Below are 21,699 nucleotides of genomic sequence, written 5' to 3'. Positions count from 1 at the left end.
TGACCCGGCTTAACAATACAGCTCAGGGTCTCCACTTTCTCCCGCACATCCCGCATGACCTGCGGGGGCGGAGAGGGTGGAGCTTTGATCGTTATGGGGGAGAAAAATCATGTTCCTGAGACACCAGACCCGTCCCGTCAATGTTGGCGGAGTGATTATCGGGGGTAACAACGAGGTTGCAATTCAAAGCATGTGTACGACCAAGACCGCCGATGTGGAGGCAACCGTAGCCGAGATTCTGCGGCTGGAGGAAGCCGGCTGTCAGCTCGTGCGCGTAACGGTCAACAATGAAGAAGCGGCAGCAGCGATTAAGGAAATCAAGAAGCAGATTCATATCCCGCTCGTAGCGGATATTCATTTCAATTATAAGCTGGCTCTGCTGGCGATTGAGAACGGCATCGACAAGGTGCGGATCAATCCCGGCAATATCGGACGCCGTGATAAGGTGGAAGCTGTCGTTAAGGCCTGTAAGGACAAGGGGATACCGATCCGGATCGGCGTGAATGCCGGTTCACTGGAGAATCACCTGCTGGAGAAATACGGTTATCCTACACCGGAGGCTATGGTTGAGAGTGCATTGTACCATATCGGCATTCTCGAAGAGCTGGACTTCCACGATATCATCGTGTCACTGAAGGCATCCGATGTACCGATGGCCATCGAGGCTTACCGTCAAGCGGCAGAAGTGATTCCTTATCCGCTGCATCTGGGGATTACCGAGTCCGGTACTCTATTCGCCGGAACAGTGAAGAGCTCCGCCGGGATCGGCGCGCTGCTCTCTATGGGGATCGGCAGTACCGTGCGCATCTCCCTGAGTGCCGATCCGGTAGAGGAAGTGAAGGTAGCTCGCGAGCTGCTGAAGACCTTCGGTCTGATCTCGAATGCCGCTACCCTGATCTCCTGCCCGACTTGTGGACGCCTGGATATTGATCTCTTCTCGATTGCGAATGAAGTGGAGGAGTATATCTCCAAGCTGAAGGTGCCGATTAAGGTATCCGTTCTCGGCTGTGCGGTGAATGGTCCGGGGGAAGCCAGAGAAGCAGATATCGGCATCGCCGGTGCGCGCGGAGAAGGGCTGTTGTTCCGTTACGGCAAGATGATCCGCAAGGTGCCTGAGGCAGAGCTCGTCTCCGAGCTGAAGAAGGAGATTGACATTATTGTCGAGCATTTCGAGGCGACCGGCGAGATTCCCGGCCGCAGCCACGCCGGACTGGCTCCGGCAGTAACCGCAGGGAATTCAGAGAGCGGTAAGGAACCGAACTGATCTATCACATTCCGGCCTAATTTCTAATAATACCTGCGCTCCCGTATAGACGAAGCGCCTCTACGCAGAAGTCAGCTCTATTTGACTGTCTGCATAAGGGGCGCTTTTTTATGTGCTAAAAATTCATTCAAAGAATGATACATAATCCGAGTTATCTCTGTCTTTTATATAGTAGGTTTCTTAATGAAGAATCTCATACGACCAGTCCTACGCAAAGATGGAGGTAATATAACATGGATTTTCAAGGTATAACTAGCGCGCTGCTGCCGATCCTGTCCAAGGTATTGATGATCGGGCTAGCGGTTATAGGAGCATTTGGTCTCTCTTATGCTATATATCGCAAGAAAGGCGGAAAAAGAAAACTCCCGCTAAAGAAGGGCATAACGGTTCTATTGCTCATCATGTGGTTTGGCATCGTAATGGTGTTGACCACCTTCAGCAGGGGACAGAACTTTGAGGGCTGGATTAATTTGCGGCTGTTCAGCGGTTACCTGAGCGCCTGGCATCAATGGTCGCTAAGCGAGTTTCAACTCATTATTTTTAATATGCTGATGTTCTTGCCGCTTGGATTTCTAATTCCGCTTCTCGGGAAGAGAACCCGGCGTTTTATGCCTGTGCTTCTGACTTCTCTGGCGGTTACCATCGGGATTGAACTTATCCAAATGATTAGCCGCAGAGGTATATTTGAGCTGGATGATATCCTGCACAACACAATCGGCAGTATAGCAGGCTACTTGATAATGAACGCGATAATAGACAGTGTGGAGCAGCGAAAGCTGGCTTTTCGTTCGGCAGGACTTGCGCTATGTATTCCACTGATATTTGTTCTATTGTTCACCAGTGCGCTGGCCGTTTATCAGTCCAAGGAGCTTGGAAATCTATCTATTCGTCCGGCCATTAAGCAGGATATGCGCGGTGTTGAGGTGGAACTTAGTGCCGGGCTTCCGAAAGAGGTTGAGCCAGCATCCCTTTATGTCAGTGAAAGGATCTATGATTTGGCGTATGGACAGGAGATAGCGGCACTTGTCGAGCGGTCTTTTGATCTGCAGCGCAAGGAGGGGAATCGAATAGATGGAATGAACCGGATCTGGTCATTCGTGGACCGTGACGGAATTCCATACACCTTCAACTATAACTTAATGGACGGCGGATGGCAGTTGTATAGCGAGGGCGATCGGAATTCCACATTGAGTGAAGAAGAAGCTGCGAAGCATAAAGAATTCTATGAAGATTGGATGCTGTCCAACCATATTCTTCCGGCGGATGCCGTTTTCAGCATACAGAACGGGAATACGCTGAGATGGGAGCTTAGTCAGCCTGTGGCGGGGATCGCGCAGAACGCGAAGGATTTTGCGAAGGGAATGATCATGCTGGTTCCGCCTTCTGAGGGTCAGCAGGCTCCTCTGGATCTGTTCTATGCTGTAAACGAGAATAAGTATGTACGTAAAGTGGAGTTAATCAGCCCCGCACAGGCTTATGAGGAAGTCCTTCAGGGGAACTTCAACATGTATATGGATCTGAAGAAAGGCGATGTGCTGCGCATTGAACAAGTTGATCTCGCGTACACCTATGACTCGAAAGGATATTACCAGCCGGTCTACAACTTCACCGGAACGGTGAACGGAGAGCAGTGGGGTACTCAAATCCCGGCTATGTAACGTTATGATTTGGCTGCGGAGGCAGCCAGCTTGCGCCGGATCAGCGCAATCCCATATACCAGCAGCGGGAAAAATACGAGGTAGATGAATGCGAAATTCCCCCATACCTTTGCAATGATTTCGTTGACATACACGGTGTTGATATAGGTGTTCCAGGCGATGATGACGAACAATACAGCCAGGGGATAGATTAGATAGTCCTGCTTCTTCAGATGGAAGACGGATTGCAGTCCTTTCAGGATCGAGAGGTAGAGCAAAGAGATTTTGATAAAAAAGGTCAGCACCCAAATCGTAATCAGAATCCCTTCAACCCGCTGCAGAATATTCCCGATATTAATCGTTTTGGCGAGTGCATAGGCGGGGAAGGTGCTATTCTCCGTCTGTTCAATACCAAGAATAAGCAGGCTGAGCAGCACGATGACGGTAAGGATCACGCCGCCTCCGAACGTACCGAGCAGAAAGGCCCGCTCTCCGCTTCGCGGCTTCTTGACTAGGGGGAGGAATGTCAAAAGCACAATAAGCTCCTGATACATGGAGGATTGATAGGCGGCCAGGAGCACGGGGCGGAAGCCCCCTTCCAGGACAGGCTTGATATGATTCCATTCGATCTTCGGGATCAGGGCCAGTACAAGAATCAGGAACAGAAACAGCACCCACGGAAATAGTAATTCCCCTACTCTGGCAAGCACGACGATCCCCAGGCTGGCACACACTACGGCAGCGGTCAGGAAGACGATCTGAATCGCCTCAACCGGGGTTTCAGGCAGAATCTCGCTGGTCATGAAGAACCCGAGGTCGCCGAGCAGTGTGCCGGTGAGAATCAGGAAATAGAACAGATACAGCAGCGAGATGAGTTTGCCAAGCCACCGGCCGAAGCCGGCTTCAAGCATTTCATAGAGGTTTTTGCCGGGATACAGCCGGGCTACCGCGAGATACAGTACGACCATAACCAGATTGATCAGGAGGCTGCAAAGTGCGGCGATCCAGGCATCCTCTCTGGCGGTATGCGCAAGTCCGCTCGGGATAACCAGAATGGAGGTCCCGATGGTGAGTCCAAAGGTCATGATATAGAACTGCCGTAAGGAAATCCCCGAACGATCTTTCACTGATGATGCACTCCCTCTCTTGTTGAAGTTATTCAGGTCAGAAGCTGCATAAGGCTGCGTACCCAGTCGAGCGGCCTGAACTGGGGCAGGTCTGCCATGTCAAGTATGGTCACCGCAACAGTAAGGCTCCAGACGCCATAGAAAGCAGCCGCATCCCGCGGTGAACGTAGCTTAATTACAGCAGGTGTCTTCAGGATCAATACAAACAACAGGAAGAACAGCAGAATCAGGTTCCAGTTCATTTCTCCTCCATCTCCCGTTTCATAGGTTGGATGACCGAACCAATGCGCTGGATCACAACGTTAGAGCGTACATTAACCTTGGCGGTTCTGAAGCTGTCATCCCAATGCTCCCGGTACGTCCGCCACAGCCGGGGGTACTTCCGGTGCAGGGCTTCGCCGAAGCCGAAGATGTCAGTACCGTACTTCTGTTGAACTTCCCGGATATTCTGTGTAAGCCTGAGGTCGAAGCGCTGCTCTATACTCTTCTGGAGGTCTTCGATGCTGGCCGGATTGTTCATATCAAGCCTGCCCTGAATCGTGGTCAGATTGGCTTGCATATTGAGCTTCACCGTAAATTCAGGCTTGCCCTGTGCATTAATCCGGACATCCAGCGTACTGTCTGATCCGGTCAGTATGAAGCCTGCAAGCCCGCCTCCGGGGCTGGGGGCATTGCTGACGGTAGAGTCCACCTCATCCAGAACATAGTTGACCGTCTTGCTGACGGATTCGCCCAGCCAGCCGACCAGCTTGTCTTTTTTGAATACAGCGATTCCCGCATGCTGGACCAGAGTCTTCGGGCGGATGCTATCCACATTGTTCACGGAGCCTCCGTCCTGCAAGTCCCCATTCAACTGCACGCCGGACATCACGGGGTTGGAGCCGCCACGTTCCAGCTCGGTAATGAACTGCTGTAGAGTAACCTTTCCGGTAGCAGCCCATTTCTTGTGGGAGGCCAATATAGAAGAATACAGGGAGTTCGCAGGAATATGCTCGAAGGGAGTGATGATTTCCAGTATCTTCGAAGCTTTGGAATCCTTGGCGACCAGCAGGAAGAAATCTGTACGCAGCTGATGGTCCCGTGAGATGAAGTCCAGCGCATCACTGACCCCGCTGCGGGCCAGCGCTTCCCCGATAACCAACACACGGATATGAGCCAGATACAGTATACGCGGAGTCACGCTTAGCATACGCTGCAGCGCATCGGGAACGGTTCTGCCCATAGCCTGGTACGTAACAACGGGCATCCCCCCGGAGGCACCGCCCTTCTGGTTGCCGCTCTCCCCGGGATTCATAACCTGAACAGTCACGGCATAGCCTTCCGGCACGAGATCAATGCCGAGTGCCATGACGAGGGCCAGATCGTTCAGTTCTTTACGGCTCCAGCATCCGCTGAGCGGGATAAGACTTATGATCAGAAGGATACACAGGAATCTTCTCCACATGGCCAGCACTCCTTTCGTTAAGAGAGTTCATGTCACCCTGCTAATTCTGCCCGAAATACTTCTTCATAGTGCGCCGGGACAAGCGGATGAACGTATCCTTCTGGCTCTGCCAGCGGATCGGGGCGAAGGAGGTCATATAAGGAATGCCCATAGATTCAAGGCTGCACAGATGTAAGGCCAGAATAATGAGCGCAATAATCATCCCGAACAAGCCGAAAGAGGCCGCAATCACCATCAGGACAAATCGCAGCATCCGCACGGAGATTCCTACATTGAAGGCAGGCAGGGCGAAATTGGCAATTGCTGTAATGGATACGACAATGACCATGGCCGCCGAGACGAGTCCGGCATCCACCGCCGCTTGACCGATTACCAGTGTTCCTACGATGGACACAGACTGGCCGATGGATTTGGGCAGACGGATGCCGGCCTCACGCAGAATCTCGAACGTAATCTCCATGATGAAGGCTTCCAGGAAGGCGGGAAAAGGAATCCCCTCGCGCTGTCCGATCAGACTGATCAGCAGGGTGGTGGGAATCATCTCCTGGTGGAAGGTGGTGATCGCAATATAGAAGGAAGGGGTCAGCAGAGCGACGGCAAAGCAGAAGAACCGGAGCAGCCGGACCAGACTGGCAAAATCACTCCGCTGGTAATAATCCTCACTGGACTGAAAGAACTGAACCATTAGTGCTGGAACCACCAGGACAAATGGGGTGCCCTCTACCAGAATGGCGATCCGGCCTTCCAGCAGTGCGGAGGCGGTAGCGTCCGGGCGTTCTGTATTATAAACGGTTGGGAAGGGGCTATAGCGCCGGTCCTGAATCATCTCTTCAACGTAGTTACTCTCCAGCACGCTGTCGAGCTTCGCCTCATCGAGCCGTCTGCGCAGCTCCTGGAGCACTTCGGGATCGGCATTGCCTTCGATATACATCACCGCGACGTTGGTCTGGGTCTGCGTTCCAAGCTTCCGCTGTTCTACCCGCAGCTTGGGGTTCTGGATTCTCCGGCGGATCAGAGCGCTGTTCTCCCGGAGAGATTCGGTGAATCCTTCACGAGGGCCCCGTACTACGGATTGCGAGACGGCATCCTCCACTGCACGCTGCTTCAGCGCTTCTGTACCGGCAGACAGCGCCTGCGCATTTCCGTTAATGTATACGATAGAGTTGCCGGCCAGGAGCTCCGTCTCGATCTCCGTATAATTCGTGATCCCCCCAACCTTGCCTAGGGAGAGTGTTCGTTCCTGCAGCAGCTTCAGGCAGACCTCCGGCTGAGGTTCGCTGAGGGCATTGAAATAGCCGGCATCTTCATGAATGGCCATCATCAGGGCTTGCGGATCAGCCATTCCTTCAATATAGATAACTACTGCGGACAAGGTCCCCAGTGTAATGAACCGGTAGATGATATCTGTGCTTGTACCCAGACGGACTTTGATTCCCTCTATAAAAGCGGACAGAGAGTCCGGCAATTTCTCCTGCGGCGAGCCTGCGTTCTCTAGTTGTGTCATATGAATTCGCCTCCTGTCATCGCGTATAGTCTCTCCGGTTGTGGAAAATCATATGCAATAGACTGCCCGGCAGGGCGGTGCGGGTTCTGTTTTTTTGCCGCCGGAGTTTACGAATGGTTGAAAAGGCTATACTACCTAGTAGTAGCTCAGAACAGATAGACGGAAGGATACAGGAGGGTGACCTATGGAACTAAGTATATTGCTGATGGTCGTGCAGCTTTTTTTCGCGCTGGTCATCGGCGTTTATTTTTGGAATCTGCTGCGGGGACAGAAGACGAACAAGACGGCGGTGGACCGGGAATCGCGCAAGGAGCTGGATAAGCTGCGGAAGATGCGGATGATCTCACTGACCAAGCCGCTCTCAGAAAAGACACGCCCCGCCTCCATCGACGATATCGTCGGACAGAAGGACGGGCTGCGCGCCTTGAAGGCCGCGCTATGCAGCGCCAATCCGCAGCATGTGATTATCTACGGGCCGCCGGGTGTGGGCAAGACGGCAGCGGCGCGGGTGGTTATGGAGGAAGCGAAGAAGAATGCCTTGTCGCCGTTCAAGCGTGACGCCAAATTCACCGAGATCGATGCCACTACGGCACGCTTCGACGAGCGCGGAATTGCCGATCCGCTGATCGGCTCCGTGCATGATCCGATCTATCAGGGAGCAGGGGCCATGGGCGTGGCCGGAGTCCCGCAGCCGAAGCCGGGAGCGGTGACCAAAGCGCATGGCGGAATTCTGTTCCTCGATGAGATTGGTGAGCTGCATCCCATTCAGATGAACAAGCTGCTGAAGGTGCTGGAAGACCGCAAGGTGCTGCTGGAGAGCGCCTATTACAACTCAGAGGACAGCAATACACCAGCATATATCCATGATATCTTCCAAAATGGCCTGCCTGCCGATTTCCGGCTGGTAGGAGCCACGACACGATCACCGGACGAGATCTCGCCAGCGCTGCGTTCGCGCTGCATGGAGATCTATTTCCGTCCGCTGCTGCCGGAGGAGATTGCCGTGATTGGCCGGGATGCCGTTCAGAAGATCGGGCTGAAGCCAAGCCCGGAAGCGGTCGAGGTCGTGCAGCAGTATGCTACGAACGGCCGCGAGGCGGTGAATATGATTCAGCTGGCGGCGGGTCTTGCGCTGACCGAAGGCCGGGACACGCTGAGCGCTGCGGAAGTGGAATGGGTCGCCAGCAGCAGCCAGCTGCCGCTGCGGACCGAGCGCAAGATCCCTTCCGCCCCGCAGGTCGGGCTGGTCAACGGCCTTGCCGTCTACGGACCCGGCATGGGCACGCTGCTGGAGATCGAGGTCTCGGCTGCACCTGCCCTTAACGGACCGGGCAGGCTGAATATCACCGGGGTAGTCGATGAAGAGGAGACGCGCGGCGGCTCGCGGACTGTGCGCCGCAAGAGCATGGCCCGGGGCTCGATTGAGAATGTGCTGACCGTCCTGCGCTCCATGAAGCTGGAGCCGGACAAGTATGATCTGCATATTAACTTCCCCGGCGGGACGCCGATTGACGGGCCGTCCGCCGGGGTGGCTATGGCGGTGGCCATCGTGTCGGCCATCCGGCAGCTGCCGGTGGACAACACGGTGGCAATCACCGGGGAGGTTGGCATCCATGGGCGGGTGAAGCCGGTCGGCGGCGTGGTCGCTAAGGTGGAGGCGGCCTTTCAGGCGGGAGCAACGACCGTGCTGATCCCGAAGGAGAATTGGCAGTCGCTGTTCGCCGATCTCGGTGCGCTGCGGGTGATCCCGGTGGACACGGTGGAGGAGGTCTTCCGCCACCTGTTCGGCACCGATACGGCAGACATCAGAATGCCCGCCGTATCCGGCGAGACCTTCTCTTCAGCGCCTTCATTGCTGAAGGCGGACGCTTCGGGCGAGGGGTTGCCCGGTTAAGACAGGCATGGTATGAAGGAATCCCCTGGCGGGCAGCTGCCGGGGGATTTTTTTAGTGGAGGAGGAGGGAGGAGCAGCGGCATAGGACAGGATTGTTCAGCGAATACTACCTACCGATGGGTGAGCGTGCCAATAACGCCAATTGCGGACACGGTTGTTGGTGTTTTCATGCGGCTTTTGTTAGAATGAATGCATATGACACTACTTATGAACCATGGGAGGTGCGAAAGCGATGATACAAAGTAAATCCAAAGGTCGTCGTTTTCCTTTATTACCGCTTAGAGGTCTTCTTGTATATCCCAGTATGGTTCTGCATCTGGATGTAGGCCGTGAGAAGTCCGTCCGGGCATTAGAGAAAGCTATGGTTGAAGATAATTTGATTCTCCTCTGCTCCCAGTCGGAAGTTAATATTGAGGAGCCGGGGCAAGAGGATATATTCCGCGTGGGTACGGTGGCGAATGTGCGGCAGATGCTGAAGCTTCCCAACGGTACGATTCGTGTGCTGGTGGAGGGCGTAGAGCGGGCCGAGATTATTCATTATACGGACAACGAGGAGTACTATGAGGTGATGGCGCGTGAGCTGCCGGAGCAGGAGGATGTGGACCAGGAGAGCGATGCCCTGATGCGCAGCGTGCTGAGCCAGTTCGAACACTACATCACTTTGTCCAAAAAAGTAACGCCAGAGACACTCGCTGCAGTCTCTGATATAGAGGAGCCCGGGCGGCTGGCCGATGTTATCACCAGTCATCTGGCGCTGAAGATCAAGGACAAACAGGAGATTCTGGAGACCATTGACGTCAGCAAGCGTCTGGAGAAGCTGCTCGATATCCTCAATAATGAGCGCGAAGTGCTGGAGCTCGAGCGCAAGATCAGCCAGCGCGTGAAGAAGCAGATGGAGAAGACCCAGAAGGAATATTACCTGCGCGAGCAGATGAAGGCGATCCAGAAGGAGCTTGGCGAGAAGGAAGGCCGGGCCGGTGAAGCCGATGAGCTGCGCACCCAGATGGAAGAGAAGAATCTGCCGGAGCGGGTGCAGGAGAAGATTCTGAAGGAGATCGACCGTCTGGAGAAAATGCCGGCAAGCTCGGCCGAAGGCAGCGTCATCCGCAACTACGTGGATTGGCTGCTTGGTCTGCCCTGGAGCGAAGCCACGGAAGATGATCTGGATATCCGCAAGGCCGAAGAGGTGCTGGACGCTGACCACTATGGTCTGGAGAAGCCGAAGGAACGGGTGCTGGAATACCTGGCCGTGCAGAAGCTGGTCAAGGGGCTGAAGGGGCCGATTCTGTGTCTGGTAGGTCCTCCGGGTGTCGGAAAAACCTCGCTCGCCCGCTCCATCGCCCGCTCCCTGAACCGCAAGTTCGTCCGCATCTCGCTGGGCGGCGTGCGGGATGAAGCGGAGATCCGGGGTCACCGCCGGACATATGTCGGCGCAATGCCGGGCCGGATCATCCAGGGGATGAAGACGGCAGGCAGCATCAACCCGGTCTTCCTGCTGGATGAGATCGACAAGATGGCGGCGGACTTCCGCGGCGATCCGTCGGCGGCCCTGCTGGAGGTGCTGGACCCGGAACAGAACAATACGTTCAGCGATCACTTCGTAGAGCTGCCGTTCGACCTGTCGAACGTCATGTTCGTCACTACGGCGAATGCCGTACACAACATTCCGCGTCCGCTGCTGGACCGGATGGAGATGCTGTTCATTCCCGGCTATACGGAACTGGAGAAGCTTCAGATTGCCAGCCGTTATCTGCTGCCGAAGCAGCGTAAGAGCCACGGCCTTGCGGAAGAACAGCTGTCCATCGGCGACGATACGCTGCTGAAGATTGTCCGCGAGTACACCCGCGAATCCGGTGTGCGGAATCTGGAGCAGCAGATTGCTGCTCTCTGCCGCAAGGCGGCGAAGCAGATTGTCTCCGAAGAGAAGGAACGCGTCAGCATTCTTCCGGAGGAGATCAAGGATTACCTGGGAGCCTCCAAGTTCCGCTATGGAATGGCAGAGCTGGAGGATCAGATCGGGACCGTTACCGGGCTGGCCTGGACAGAGGTTGGCGGCGATACGCTGCTGATTGAAGTAACGGTAGTCCAGGGCACCGGGAAGCTGACGCTGACCGGACAGCTCGGCGATGTGATGAAGGAGTCGGCGCAGGCCGCCTTCAGCTATACCCGCTCTAAGGCGGAGGAGCTAGGGCTTGCCCCTGATTTTCACGAGAAGAACGATATTCACATCCATATTCCCGAAGGTGCGATTCCCAAGGACGGCCCGTCCGCAGGGATTACAATCGCCACGGCGCTGATCTCTGCGCTCACCAAGCGTTATGTCTCCAAGCATGTGGCCATGACCGGCGAGATCACGCTGCGCGGACGCGTATTGCCTATCGGTGGCCTTAAGGAGAAATCGCTGGCAGCCCACCGTGCAGGCTACAAGAAGATTCTGATCCCGAAGGACAATGAACGCGACCTCAAGGATATTCCTGAGAGTGTTCGGAGTGATGTCGAGTTCGTGCCGGTATCCCATATGGACCAGGTGCTGAAGCACGCGCTCGTAGATCATGAAGAAGGCATCGATACCGATTCAGACTCAGATACAGAAATAAGCATTGAAGCGCCGAGTAGTGTGCATTAGAAAGGAAGTCCTATGAAAGTTATTAGCTCCGAATTTATTATCAGTGCCGTAGGCCCTGACCAATACCCTGTGGATGCCTTGCCGGAGATTGCTCTGGCAGGGCGCTCCAATGTAGGGAAGTCCTCTCTGATCAACCGGATGATTAACCGCAAGAATCTGGCCCGTACCAGTTCTACACCGGGCAAGACGCAGCATATGAACTATTATCGTGTGAATGAGAGCATGTATTTCGTTGACTTCCCGGGCTATGGCTATGCCAAGGTCTCGAAGACACAGCGCGCCTCCTGGGGCAAAATGGTCGAGAAGTACATGGCGGAGCGCGAGACGCTGAAGATGGTCCTGCTGATCGTGGATCTGCGCCACCCGCCGACGGCCAATGACAAAATGATGTTTGACTGGCTGAAGCACTATGATCTGCCGCTCTGCGTAGTGGCTACCAAAGCGGACAAAATTCCGAAGACCCGCTGGCCGAAGCATATCAAGGTAATGAAGCAGGAGCTCGGTGTGCTGCCGGGAGACAGCTTCATTGCGTATTCATCAGAGATTGGACTTGGCAAAGACGAATTATGGGAACTTATAGATAGACATACTCTACCCACCGAAGAAGAGCTTCCGGCAGAACCGGATGATCCGAATTCCGGGGATGAACCGCAGCACGAAGCGCCTTCCGAGACTTAAGGGTTTGTCATTAAGAATTGAGGGATGTTTATGGCTCAGCGTCTGGCGATGGAATATGTGAATGCAACGATGCAAATGACCGAATTTCAGCTGAACCAGTTCCTGCTGACCGCCGATACCAGCTATATCAGTCACCGTGTCAAGGTACTTGGCGCGGGCGAACAGGAGATTGTGCTGGAGGAGGCCGGAGGCGAGGAGGTCCATCTGTCTTTTGAACGCAAAGGCGGCATCTATATGGGTTCCTTGTCCTGCAGGGTGGTGAATCCTCATCTGATTAATGCAGTCCGCAAATTATTCTTCATGTATAAGGGCACGGGAACCGTAAACCGCATTTATAAGGATCTAACGATGATGTATTACTATGAAGGCGGCTCGGTGCGCCGGATCTCGGAAGTGAGGCCGGAAGGCATCAAGCTGATCTATCAGCATAAATATTCAGTGGCAGAGATGCTGGCTGTCTTCAAGCGTCAGAGGGTAGAAGGTGAGATTGAGCAGCTCCGTCAAGAGATTAATAGACTGCTCGATTTGCGCAACCGTAGCCAACAACAGGCAGTGATTAATGAAGTAGATGAGAGACTTGCAGAGGCGGCCGGCCGGCTGTTCCGACTGGAAGCGTAGGTGATATTGTTTTAAAATATGGCAATCATTTCCTAGTGGAATGGTTGTATTTTTTTGCGAAAACTATACATATCCTCTACGAAAGGACCGATAAACAACATATGATAGATATCCATAGCCACATTCTACCCTTCATGGATGACGGAGCCGCTGATTACGACGCCGCTCTCGCCATGGCGCTTGACGCCCATAACGATGGTATTACAACTGTAGTAGCTACCCCCCACCATGCGAACGGAGTCTATATGAATCCGGCTTCAGAGATTGAAGCGGCGGTGAAGGTGCTGAATGCGAAGCTGCAGGAGGCAGGCAATCCGCTGGTGGTGTTGCCGGGGCAGGAGATCCGCCTTTACGGAGAACTGCTCGATGATCTGGAGCGCGGACAACTGCTGGCGCTTGCCGGTTCCCGGTATATTTTGCTGGAGATGCCCTCTTCCCGGGTGCCCCGCACGATGGAAGAGACCTGCCATGAGCTGGTCATCCAGGGAATGGTGCCGGTTATCGCCCACCCTGAACGTAACGCGGAGATTGCTGCCGATCCGTCCAAGCTGCTGCGGTTAATAGAGCTCGGTGCCATGGGACAGGTCACTGCACAGAGTATAGCCGGCGTCTTCGGGAGTAAGCTGCAGAAGCTGTCGCTCGAATTATGTCGGCAGCAAGCCGTGCATATTATTGCATCCGATGCGCATGATTCTGTGAACCGTCCCTTTGGATTAAGCCAGGCTTACGAGGTGGTGCGGCGGGAATTAGGAGCAGAGTCAGTCGACTTTTTTCTACAAAATTCGCGCGATATCCTTGCAAATAAGGAGATTAATCGAGTTAATTCTATTCAATCTAACAGCAAACTTCATAGATTGTTCGGATTTTTTTCTCGTAAAGGGTGACCTGCTGTGTCATTAATGGTAGAATGGGTATTACTGGATTCTTGCACTAGTATTAATACAAATACATAATAAGAGGTGGATGACAAGTGACTTTGAAGAAAAAACTAGCAGTATCTACACTAGCAGTAAGCATGGCAGCGGCATCCGTTGCCGGATTCCCGTTCAGCAGCAAGGGGCTGGCTGAACATTTTGGAGTGAGTACAGCTTCCGCAGCAGCAGTATCGCAGGCAGATGTGAAGGCGAAGGTTGAGAAGATTTATGCTCAGCTGACAGAAAAAGAGAGACAAGATCTTCTTGCATACGAGAAGGAAGCAGGCAATATCAGCGCTGAAGTTTTTGAACAGATTTTCCAACCAGTGCTTTCCAAGCTTGCCTTGGATACTGCTGATCTAGCAACTGCCCATAAAGCGTTCACGAGCGTATCCAGTGTAGTTTATGATGTGTATGACAAGGATTACACTGCAATTAAGGAAATCCGCTACAATGTGGACAACGTTACCTTGCTGAAGAAGATTGCAGATAAGGCTGGCGTAAAGAATCTTACAGCTGAAGACTTCACTGAATTCCTGTTCGGCGACAAAGGTGTTGAAGCTGAACTTCGTACATTGATTAGCAATAAGTCCGGTGCCGAATTGGTGAACCTGCTTGCGAATGCTTCCAGCACTAATGAGGCTTTCAATGCATTGCTGGATGAAGCCATCACCAAAGTTCTGAACCATAACACAGTTGAGGGTGGACTAACAGTAAGTCAAGTGGTATACAACTTGAATATTACTCCTGCTGATATTAAGCGCAGTCTGAAGAACCTGAAGGATACAGTTCCAACAACTACGCCTGCTGTGAAGGCCCTTGCTTTAGCTTATCTGAGAGCTTACCCGACTAGTGGCGGAACTACTGAGCCGGGAACCCCTGGTGGTAATACTAGCGGCGGCAACGGCACAGTAACAACTCCAGTTACGAACCCTACAGCTACACCAGGAGTATACGATGTATCCAAGCTGGTAACGATTGTTGGCGACAAAGCAACCCTGAAGCTCGTAGATGCTGACGTACTGAAAGCCTTTGATGCACTGGTTGCAGCTAATGCCGGTAAGACAGGTCTTACACTGACCCTGAACCTGGGTACAGTGAATGCGGCAACAGTAGAAGTACCATTGTCCAAAGCAATCATCGAAGCAGCCAAGGCCAAAGGCATTGCCAACATTGCAATTACCTTCAACGGCTTGACCGTAACGATTCCAGTAGGACAGTTCAGTGAAGCTATTACACTGACTACTTCCACTGTAGCAGATACAACCGTAACTTCCCTGTCCAGCATGAAGCTGGCATCCAGCGTGTATGATTTCGAATTGACTGTGGGCGGTGTGGTTACATCCACCTTCAAGCAGCCAATCATCATCAAGCTGCCGCTTAAGAATACAGAAGGCCTTGACAAAGAATTGCTGTCCGTTGCGAAGGTAGTCTACAAAGAACTGCAATACCAGGGCGGTGTTGTAGATGGTGATTACATCACTGAACCGCGTGACGGCTTCTCCTCCTACGCTGTACTGGAGAACAAAGTCAGCTTCAAGGATGTTGCAAGTGTTCAAGCCTGGGCTGGAAGACAGATCTCGGTTGTAGCAGCTAAGGGCGCTATTGAAGGCGTAGGCAACGGTAACTTTGCTCCGAAGAGCAATGTAACCCGTGCAGAATTCGCCAAGATGCTGATCCGCGCACTGAACCTGGAGAACAACTCCGCGAAGCAGAGCTTCGGCGATGTAAGCTCCACTGCCTGGTATGCTCCTTATGTAGCTGTTGCTGCTGAGAAGGGCATCATTACTGGACGCAGTGCAGCCCAGTTCGATCCTAGTGCAACGATTACGCGCGCAGAAATGGCAACAATGATTGCCCGTGCCGTGAAGTCGCAGAAGCCAGATGCTGCAACTAGTGTCAGCTCCCTGAGCCAGTTCTCCGATGCAGGCAAGATCGCTGCTTCCCTGAAAGACGGAGTAGCCTTTGCTGCCAGCAATAACCTGGTTATCGGCAACGCCGGCAAGTTCAACCCTAACAACACAGCTACACGTGCTGAAGCTGCAGTGATTATCTACCGCACCATCAACTTCAAGTAAGTAAATAGTATTGTGGAGAGCCTCCTCTCGTCGTTTAGAGAGGGGGCACTTTTTTGGAGAATATAAGAATTTACAGCTTGGAGGGAAATGCACTTGTCAGCACAAGAATTGGATTTGCGCGATTATTTCCAGATTGTCAGGAAGAGACTGTGGATGATTATCAGCATTGTTATCGTGGCTTGTGTTCTTGCCGGGATCTACAGCTTATATATCAAGAATCCGGTCTATGAAGCTTCAACGAAGATCATTGTTAATCAGACGCCTACCCAAGCTACGGCGGCGCAGCTGGATCTGAATCAGATTAATACCAACATTCAGCTGATCAATACGTACAAGGAAATTATCAAGACTCCGGCGATCCTCGATGTTGTGGCCAAGAACTATCCGCAATTCGGGATTACGGCAGAGGAAATGCTGAAGAAGGTTAACGTGAGTTCTGTAAATAATACGCAGGTGATGACACTTGTCGTTCGAGATAATTCATACCAGAGAGCCGCAGAGATCGTGAATGCCATATCACTTGTATTTAAGCAGGAGATTCCGTCCTTGTTCAACGTACAGAATGTGTCCATCCTCAACGAAGCCAAGCTTAATCCGCCAGTCGCACCCGGACCGGTAGAGCCGAATGTGGTCATGAACCTCGCGATTGCTTTTATCGTATCCCTGATGATCGGCCTGGGGATTGCCTTCCTGCTGGAGTATCTCGATGATACGCTGAAGACAGAAGACGACATTAAGAAATACCTTGGACTTCCGACTATAGCTATGATTACCCGGCTGGGCCAGGAAGAAACCAAGACTACCGGGCAGCAGGCTCAGACACAGAGCAGAAAGGCGGGGGAACTAGAGCATGTCACAGCAGCCAAATAAACAGCGCCATCTGATCACCGTGACCAACCCGCGTTCGCCGGTATCTGAGGCCTTTCGGGCACTGCGTACGAACATTGATTTCTCCTCTGTAGATGAACAGATCCAGATTATTATGGTCACTTCTTCCGGACCGGAGGAAGGAAAATCAACCGTTACTGCTAACCTGGCGGCTGCATACGCGCAGGCCGATAAGAAGGTGCTGCTGATTGACGGTGACTTGCGTAAGCCAACGGCGCATAAGACTTTTTCTCTGAGTAACCGGTACGGGTTGTCCTCCCTGCTCTCGCAGCAGGCGAATCTGTCCGAGGTGATTCAGGAATCCGGTGTGAACAACCTCTCACTGATGACCTCCGGCCCGATTCCTCCGAACCCTGCGGAGATGATGGCCTCCAACCGGATGAGTGCGGTGCTTCAGGAGCTGCGCCAGTTATTTGATGTAATTCTTATTGATACTCCGCCGCTATTGGCTGTTACAGATGCACAGATTGTTGCGTCCAAGAGTGATGGCGTAATCATGGTGGTCAGCTACGGTAAAGTGAAGCGCGATATTGCAGCGAAGGCCAAGGACAATCTGGACCGGGTCGGGGCTAAGATGCTGGGCGTGGTCCTTAACAACGTGAAGCGCAAGGCCAGTGAGGGCTACTACTATTACTACTATGGCAATTGAATTGTTTAATAGATAAAATGTTATTTTTGGAGGCACTGAAAATGACAGCAAAAACCAGAGTGTTGGTCTTATTCATGATCGATATTGCGATCATATGGTTCAGCATCGTGACGTCTTACCTGTTCCGGTTCTACAATGAGATTCCACCGGACTACGTGGTGCAGATGATCGTCTTCGGAATGATCTCAACAGCGGCTATCGGTGGGAGCCTGGTCTACTTCGGGCTGTACCGCAGAATGTGGCAATATGCCAGTATTAACGAGATTATATCCGTCCTCAAAGCTATTGTGGTAGGCTCAGTACTATCTTTTGCAGCAGCCTATATCATTCTGCCGGAGCGTGTACCCTTCAGTATACAAATAAGGTCGATGGAGACGATTCTGTTACTGGTTGGGGGAGCCCGGTTCTTCTGGAGAGTCTTCCGCAATGACCGGAGCAACAATAAGGACACGGAGACTCATACACTTATTGTAGGGGCCGGAGATTGCGGAATTCTAATTGCCAAAGAGATGATGGGTCCGTCCTTCGCAAGCACCCGGCTGGTTGGATTCATTGATGACAGCGCAGATAAATATCACCTGTCCATTCTGGGTGTACCCGTACTGGGTAACCGTTATGACATTCCGCGGCTTGTGAAGGACAAGGAGATTCACGAGATTATTATCGCCATGCCCTCGGTCTCCAGAACCCAAATATCCGAGATTATTAATCTGGCTAAGGCTACAGGCGCGAAGCTGAAGATTATCCCGGCTCTGAATGACCTGATCGCAGGCAAGATCTCTGTCAAGAAGCTCCGCGATGTCAGCGTAGAGGATCTTCTGGGCCGTGAGCCGATTGTTGCAGATATGAACAGTATTCTAGGCTATGTTCATAACAAGACCGTGCTGGTTACGGGCGCGGGCGGTTCGATCGGATCAGAGCTATGCCGCCAGATCGCTCCTTTTGCACCGGACAAGCTGATGATTCTAGGGCACGGTGAGAACAGTATCTATACGATTGAGATGGAGCTGCGCAAGAGCTTCCCTTACCTGGAGATCGTGACCGTGATTGCTGACGTTCAGGACCGAACCCGGTTAATGGATGTATTCCAGAGCTACAAGCCGCAGGTGGTCTTTCATGCGGCAGCACATAAGCACGTTCCTCTGATGGAGCGCAATCCTTCCGAAGCGATCAAGAATAATGTCTTCGGGACACGCAATGTAGCCGACTGTGCAGACATGTATGGTGCAGAGCGCTTCGTGATGATCTCGTCTGACAAGGCCGTGAACCCTACCAGCGTTATGGGGGCTACGAAGCGGATTGCCGAGATGTATGTGCAGAGTCTCAATGTAGCAAGCCCTACCAAGTTCTCTGCGGTACGCTTCGGTAACGTATTAGGCAGCCGGGGCAGTGTCATTCCCGCCTTCAAGCAGCAGATTGCCGCCGGTGGACCTGTCACCGTCACGCATCCAGAGATGGTCCGTTACTTCATGACTATTCCTGAGGCGGTTCAACTGGTGATCCAGTCCGGCTCCTTCGCGAATGGCGGAGAAGTATTTGTCCTGGATATGGGAGCACCGGTTAAGATCCTCGCTCTGGCCGAGGACTTAATCACACTGTCCGGTTATGAGCCTTACAAGGACATCGACATCACCTTCTCAGGCATTCGTGAAGGCGAGAAGCTGTATGAAGAACTGCTGACCGATGAGGAGAACCTGGGTTCTACTCAGCATGACCGGATCTTCATCGGCAGACCTAATGTCTTCACCCGGAGCCAGATGGAGCTTGAATTCAAACGGTTAGAACGGGTGGTCACTGAAGATGCGGAAGCCATCCGTGAAGTGATCAACCAGATCGTACCGATGCAGCCAGTCATCCAGGCAGCCATTAGCTAAATAGAGAGTTGGAGGTACCTGAATTGAAAAGATGGAAAAAAGTATTGATCTGGACGCTGTCGGTCATCGTGGTGTTGGGTGTTGGCGGAGCATTCGCGGCCAATTATGCTGTCGATAAGCTGATGAACTCCATGGCAGGAGGTTTCGATGTGGAAGCCGGTAATACGTCCCCTGTACCTCAGGGACAAGTGATTGAGCCTGCGGTAGCAGATAGCGACCCGTCTGCGGAGCCAGCAGCTTCTGTTACCCCGGCTACAAGTGCTGCACCAGAGAGTACAACTGCATCCGATAATGACGCCAAGCCGGCAGCCGCCAGCACGGACAATCCGGGAAGTAAGGACAAGCCTGCAAGCACTCCTGCGCCAACCCCTGCGGGTGTGGATGGATTAGCCCATATTTCAACGGACAAGGCCAAGGAAGTTCAAGAGAACGTAACGATCACAGATAAAGCGAATGTGGCAGCCATCGTAGCCAAGCAGCTGAGTGTATCAGATATCAAGAGACTGCAAGAGCTAGCACAAGGCGGTCTAACAACAGAAGAGAAGCGGGAAGCCCGCAGTATTCTCCTCGGTAAGGTCTCAGAAGAGCAGTATAACGAGCTTGCTCAGATTGCCAAGAAGTATGGCGTCAGCCAAGGCAAGACCCGGGATCAGATCTTAGCTGAAGAAGAACAACTCAAAGCCCAAGAAAAAGGAAGTGAATAGGCATGTTCAAGATCAAGATTCCCGCAGCAGCACTTCTGAGCGTAGCCTTAATGGGCTGTGAGCCTCTGACAGCATCGGCTCCAGTTACCACCGTAGCAGCTGCTACCCCTGTAGCAACTACAACAGCAGCGCCTATCAAAGCATCCAATTCTATCAAAGTTCAGAATGTGGATGTAACCATGCTATTCGATGGTGTTGCACTACAGCCGCCAGCTGGACAACATGTGTTCATGTACAATAACACTACCTATGTTCCTTTGCGCTTCATGTCTTATGCCTTGCAGAAGAGCGTGAGCTGGGATGCCAAGAATCTGAAGGTAACCGTAGCTGAGCCAAGCAGCTCAGAGATGGTAGTCATCAAGGAATACCTGATGAATGCGACTTCCAGTCCTTCTTTTGCAGCTAAGAATATTACCCTCAACAACGTTAATGCAAGTTATGTATTTAGCGGGAGCACCAAGGCGTTACCCAAAGGACAGTCCAGTTACCTGTTGAACGGCTCCATCTATGTCCCCCTAAGATTCTTATCGGAATCTGCAGGAAATTCCATTAGCTGGAATTCGAAAACAAAAACCATCACTGCAAATTCCAAGAACTACGAAGAAAATACAGCTTCTGCGAAACCAACCGACAAGGGAACTAGTCCATCTGCAAGTGCAACACCGGCACCAGCAGCAACCCCAGCGGCTGAACCAGGTGGAGCAGCAGGCGGTTCAGGAGCGGCAGGAACAGGGTCGGGTAAGGTTTCTTATGAGAGTATCACTAGTGAGACTGAGGCGAAGTTAAATGCGCTAAAATCACAAAGTACTTCTACTTTGTTTGGAATTGCTTTGGAATATGTGAATGCTACAGATGCTGCAACTAAGCAAAGTATCAAGGCCAAAGGGATAGAGCAACTAGCTTCTTTTAAAGCCTCATTTAACAGTATAATCGCTGACGCTGAACAAAAACTAAACACTAATGGATATAGCACAGCTATTATTGCTCAGTATAGAGCAGCTTTTGAGGCTGAATTGGATAATGGAAGAGCTGCGGCTGAGGGTTTGGGGAAATAATAGGCGTTGAAAAGCTTTAACAAAAAAGAGGCATTGTCTAGAAGATGGCGGGTTAACATCCGCTATTTTCATTATCTGAAAACAGAGGTTGATAGTGAATGAGGCCATACGTAGTAGTAAAAAGGGTTGTTGATTGGCTCATTGCATGTGTGCTTGTTGTATTAAGTTCCCCCTTTATGATAGCAGCAATTATAGCTGTGAAGATTAGCTCTAAGGGGCCTGTCTTGTTTAAGCAAAAACGCCCAGGGAAAAACTGCAAAATCTTCACGGTTTACAAGTTTAGGACAATGTCTTTAGAGACGGATGAGCTCGGAGAGCTTTTGCCCGATATTCAAAGAATGACTAAGGTAGGTTCTTTTTTGCGTAAGACGAGCATTGACGAACTGCCCCAGTTGTTTAACATTCTTAAGGGGGATATGAGCTTCATAGGACCGCGTCCTCTGCTAGTCAAATATCTTGAATATTATACGCCTGAACAAAACCGTAGACATGAAGTTACACCAGGGATATCAGGATGGGCTCAAGTGAATGGAAGAAACACAATCAGCTGGGAAGAAAAGTTTGATTATGATGTTTGGTATGTTGATCATATTAATTTAAAGCTCGATATGAAAATTTTCTGGAAAACGGTTAAGAATGTTTTGATTAGAGAAGGGGTTAACAATTCTCAGACAGATACGATGCCAGTCTTTACTGGTGGCAAGACATTTGAAAGTTGATTATTCTATCAAGGCCAGGTGATTTC

The 21,699-nt window shown here is 52.0% G+C and carries 18 protein-coding genes; 14 read left to right on the top strand and 4 right to left on the bottom strand.

Annotation, left to right across the window (positions count from 1 at the left end; genetic code table 11):
- Positions 1–109: 109 nt before the first annotated feature.
- Both ispG and NSS83_RS12535 read left to right on the top strand, forming a co-directional pair.
- A complete protein-coding gene (ispG, locus tag NSS83_RS12540; RefSeq protein WP_341348359.1) occupies positions 110–1,264 on the top strand; it encodes a flavodoxin-dependent (E)-4-hydroxy-3-methylbut-2-enyl-diphosphate synthase in 1,155 nt (384 codons plus the stop codon).
- 233 nt (positions 1,265–1,497) lie between these two features.
- A complete protein-coding gene (locus tag NSS83_RS12535) occupies positions 1,498–2,922 on the top strand; it encodes a VanZ family protein (RefSeq protein WP_341348358.1) in 1,425 nt (474 codons plus the stop codon).
- 2 nt (positions 2,923–2,924) lie between these two features.
- On the opposite strand, the gene NSS83_RS12530 is transcribed toward NSS83_RS12535, so the two are convergent.
- From NSS83_RS12530 to NSS83_RS12515, 4 genes are read right to left on the bottom strand one after another with little or no spacing between them, the layout of a single operon-like run.
- Positions 2,925–4,028: an endospore germination permease gene (locus tag NSS83_RS12530; protein ID WP_341348357.1), complete on the bottom strand. Its 1,104-nt coding sequence runs from the start codon at positions 4,026–4,028 to the stop codon at positions 2,925–2,927.
- 32 nt (positions 4,029–4,060) lie between these two features.
- Positions 4,061–4,270: a hypothetical protein gene (locus tag NSS83_RS12525; RefSeq protein ID WP_341348356.1), complete on the bottom strand. Its 210-nt coding sequence runs from the start codon at positions 4,268–4,270 to the stop codon at positions 4,061–4,063.
- Complete coding sequence (locus NSS83_RS12520; protein WP_341348355.1) at positions 4,267–5,472, bottom strand: Ger(x)C family spore germination protein; 1,206 nt, start codon at positions 5,470–5,472, stop codon at positions 4,267–4,269. The genes NSS83_RS12525 and NSS83_RS12520 overlap by 4 nt, the downstream gene beginning before the upstream one ends.
- A 40-nt stretch (positions 5,473–5,512) precedes the next feature.
- Positions 5,513–6,976 carry a spore germination protein gene (locus NSS83_RS12515; protein ID WP_341348354.1) on the bottom strand — a complete coding sequence of 488 codons (1,464 nt, stop codon included), beginning with the start codon at positions 6,974–6,976 and terminating at the stop codon, positions 5,513–5,515.
- 184 nt (positions 6,977–7,160) lie between these two features.
- Between NSS83_RS12515 and lonB the strand changes: the two genes are divergently transcribed.
- From lonB to NSS83_RS12455, 12 genes are all read left to right on the top strand, one after another.
- Complete coding sequence (gene lonB / locus NSS83_RS12510) at positions 7,161–8,870, top strand: ATP-dependent protease LonB (RefSeq protein WP_341017106.1); 1,710 nt, start codon at positions 7,161–7,163, stop codon at positions 8,868–8,870.
- A 232-nt stretch (positions 8,871–9,102) separates the two neighbouring features.
- Positions 9,103–11,496 carry an endopeptidase La gene (lon, locus tag NSS83_RS12505; RefSeq protein WP_341348353.1) on the top strand — a complete coding sequence of 798 codons (2,394 nt, stop codon included), beginning with the start codon at positions 9,103–9,105 and terminating at the stop codon, positions 11,494–11,496.
- Positions 11,497–11,508: 12 nt separating this feature from the next.
- Positions 11,509–12,174, top strand: coding sequence for a ribosome biogenesis GTP-binding protein YihA/YsxC (yihA, locus tag NSS83_RS12500; protein ID WP_341184217.1), 666 nt, complete (start codon positions 11,509–11,511; stop codon positions 12,172–12,174).
- A gap of 30 nt (positions 12,175–12,204) precedes the next feature.
- Positions 12,205–12,792 (top strand): non-ribosomal peptide synthetase module, encoded by a 588-nt coding sequence (locus NSS83_RS12495; protein WP_341348352.1) that lies wholly within the window; start codon positions 12,205–12,207, stop codon positions 12,790–12,792.
- Between the two features lie 101 nt (positions 12,793–12,893).
- Positions 12,894–13,676, top strand: a complete 783-nt coding sequence (locus NSS83_RS12490; protein WP_341348351.1) for a CpsB/CapC family capsule biosynthesis tyrosine phosphatase — start codon at positions 12,894–12,896, stop codon at positions 13,674–13,676.
- A 92-nt stretch (positions 13,677–13,768) separates the two neighbouring features.
- The gene (locus NSS83_RS12485) at positions 13,769–15,784 is read left to right on the top strand and encodes an S-layer homology domain-containing protein (protein ID WP_341348350.1); all 2,016 of its coding nucleotides are present in this window, start codon (positions 13,769–13,771) and stop codon (positions 15,782–15,784) included.
- Positions 15,785–15,877: 93 nt separating this feature from the next.
- The gene (locus NSS83_RS12480; protein WP_083678063.1) at positions 15,878–16,654 is read left to right on the top strand and encodes a Wzz/FepE/Etk N-terminal domain-containing protein; all 777 of its coding nucleotides are present in this window, start codon (positions 15,878–15,880) and stop codon (positions 16,652–16,654) included.
- Positions 16,635–17,321 (top strand): CpsD/CapB family tyrosine-protein kinase, encoded by a 687-nt coding sequence (locus NSS83_RS12475; RefSeq protein WP_341348349.1) that lies wholly within the window; start codon positions 16,635–16,637, stop codon positions 17,319–17,321. The genes NSS83_RS12480 and NSS83_RS12475 overlap by 20 nt, the downstream gene beginning before the upstream one ends.
- A gap of 41 nt (positions 17,322–17,362) precedes the next feature.
- On the top strand, positions 17,363–19,195 hold the full coding sequence (locus NSS83_RS12470) for a nucleoside-diphosphate sugar epimerase/dehydratase (protein ID WP_341348348.1): 1,833 nt from the start codon (positions 17,363–17,365) through the stop codon (positions 19,193–19,195).
- A gap of 23 nt (positions 19,196–19,218) precedes the next feature.
- A complete protein-coding gene (locus tag NSS83_RS12465; protein WP_341348347.1) occupies positions 19,219–19,899 on the top strand; it encodes a hypothetical protein in 681 nt (226 codons plus the stop codon).
- A 2-nt stretch (positions 19,900–19,901) separates the two neighbouring features.
- Positions 19,902–20,954: a stalk domain-containing protein gene (locus tag NSS83_RS12460; RefSeq protein ID WP_341348346.1), complete on the top strand. Its 1,053-nt coding sequence runs from the start codon at positions 19,902–19,904 to the stop codon at positions 20,952–20,954.
- 98 nt (positions 20,955–21,052) lie between these two features.
- A complete protein-coding gene (locus NSS83_RS12455) occupies positions 21,053–21,673 on the top strand; it encodes a sugar transferase (RefSeq protein WP_341348345.1) in 621 nt (206 codons plus the stop codon).
- Positions 21,674–21,699 lie beyond the last annotated feature (26 nt).

The organism is Paenibacillus sp. FSL H3-0469, from assembly GCF_038051945.1.
GTDB lineage: Bacteria > Bacillota > Bacilli > Paenibacillales > Paenibacillaceae > Paenibacillus_AQ.
The sequence above is the reverse complement of the archived record's forward strand: the minus strand, read 5'-3'. Positions and strand labels throughout refer to the sequence as shown.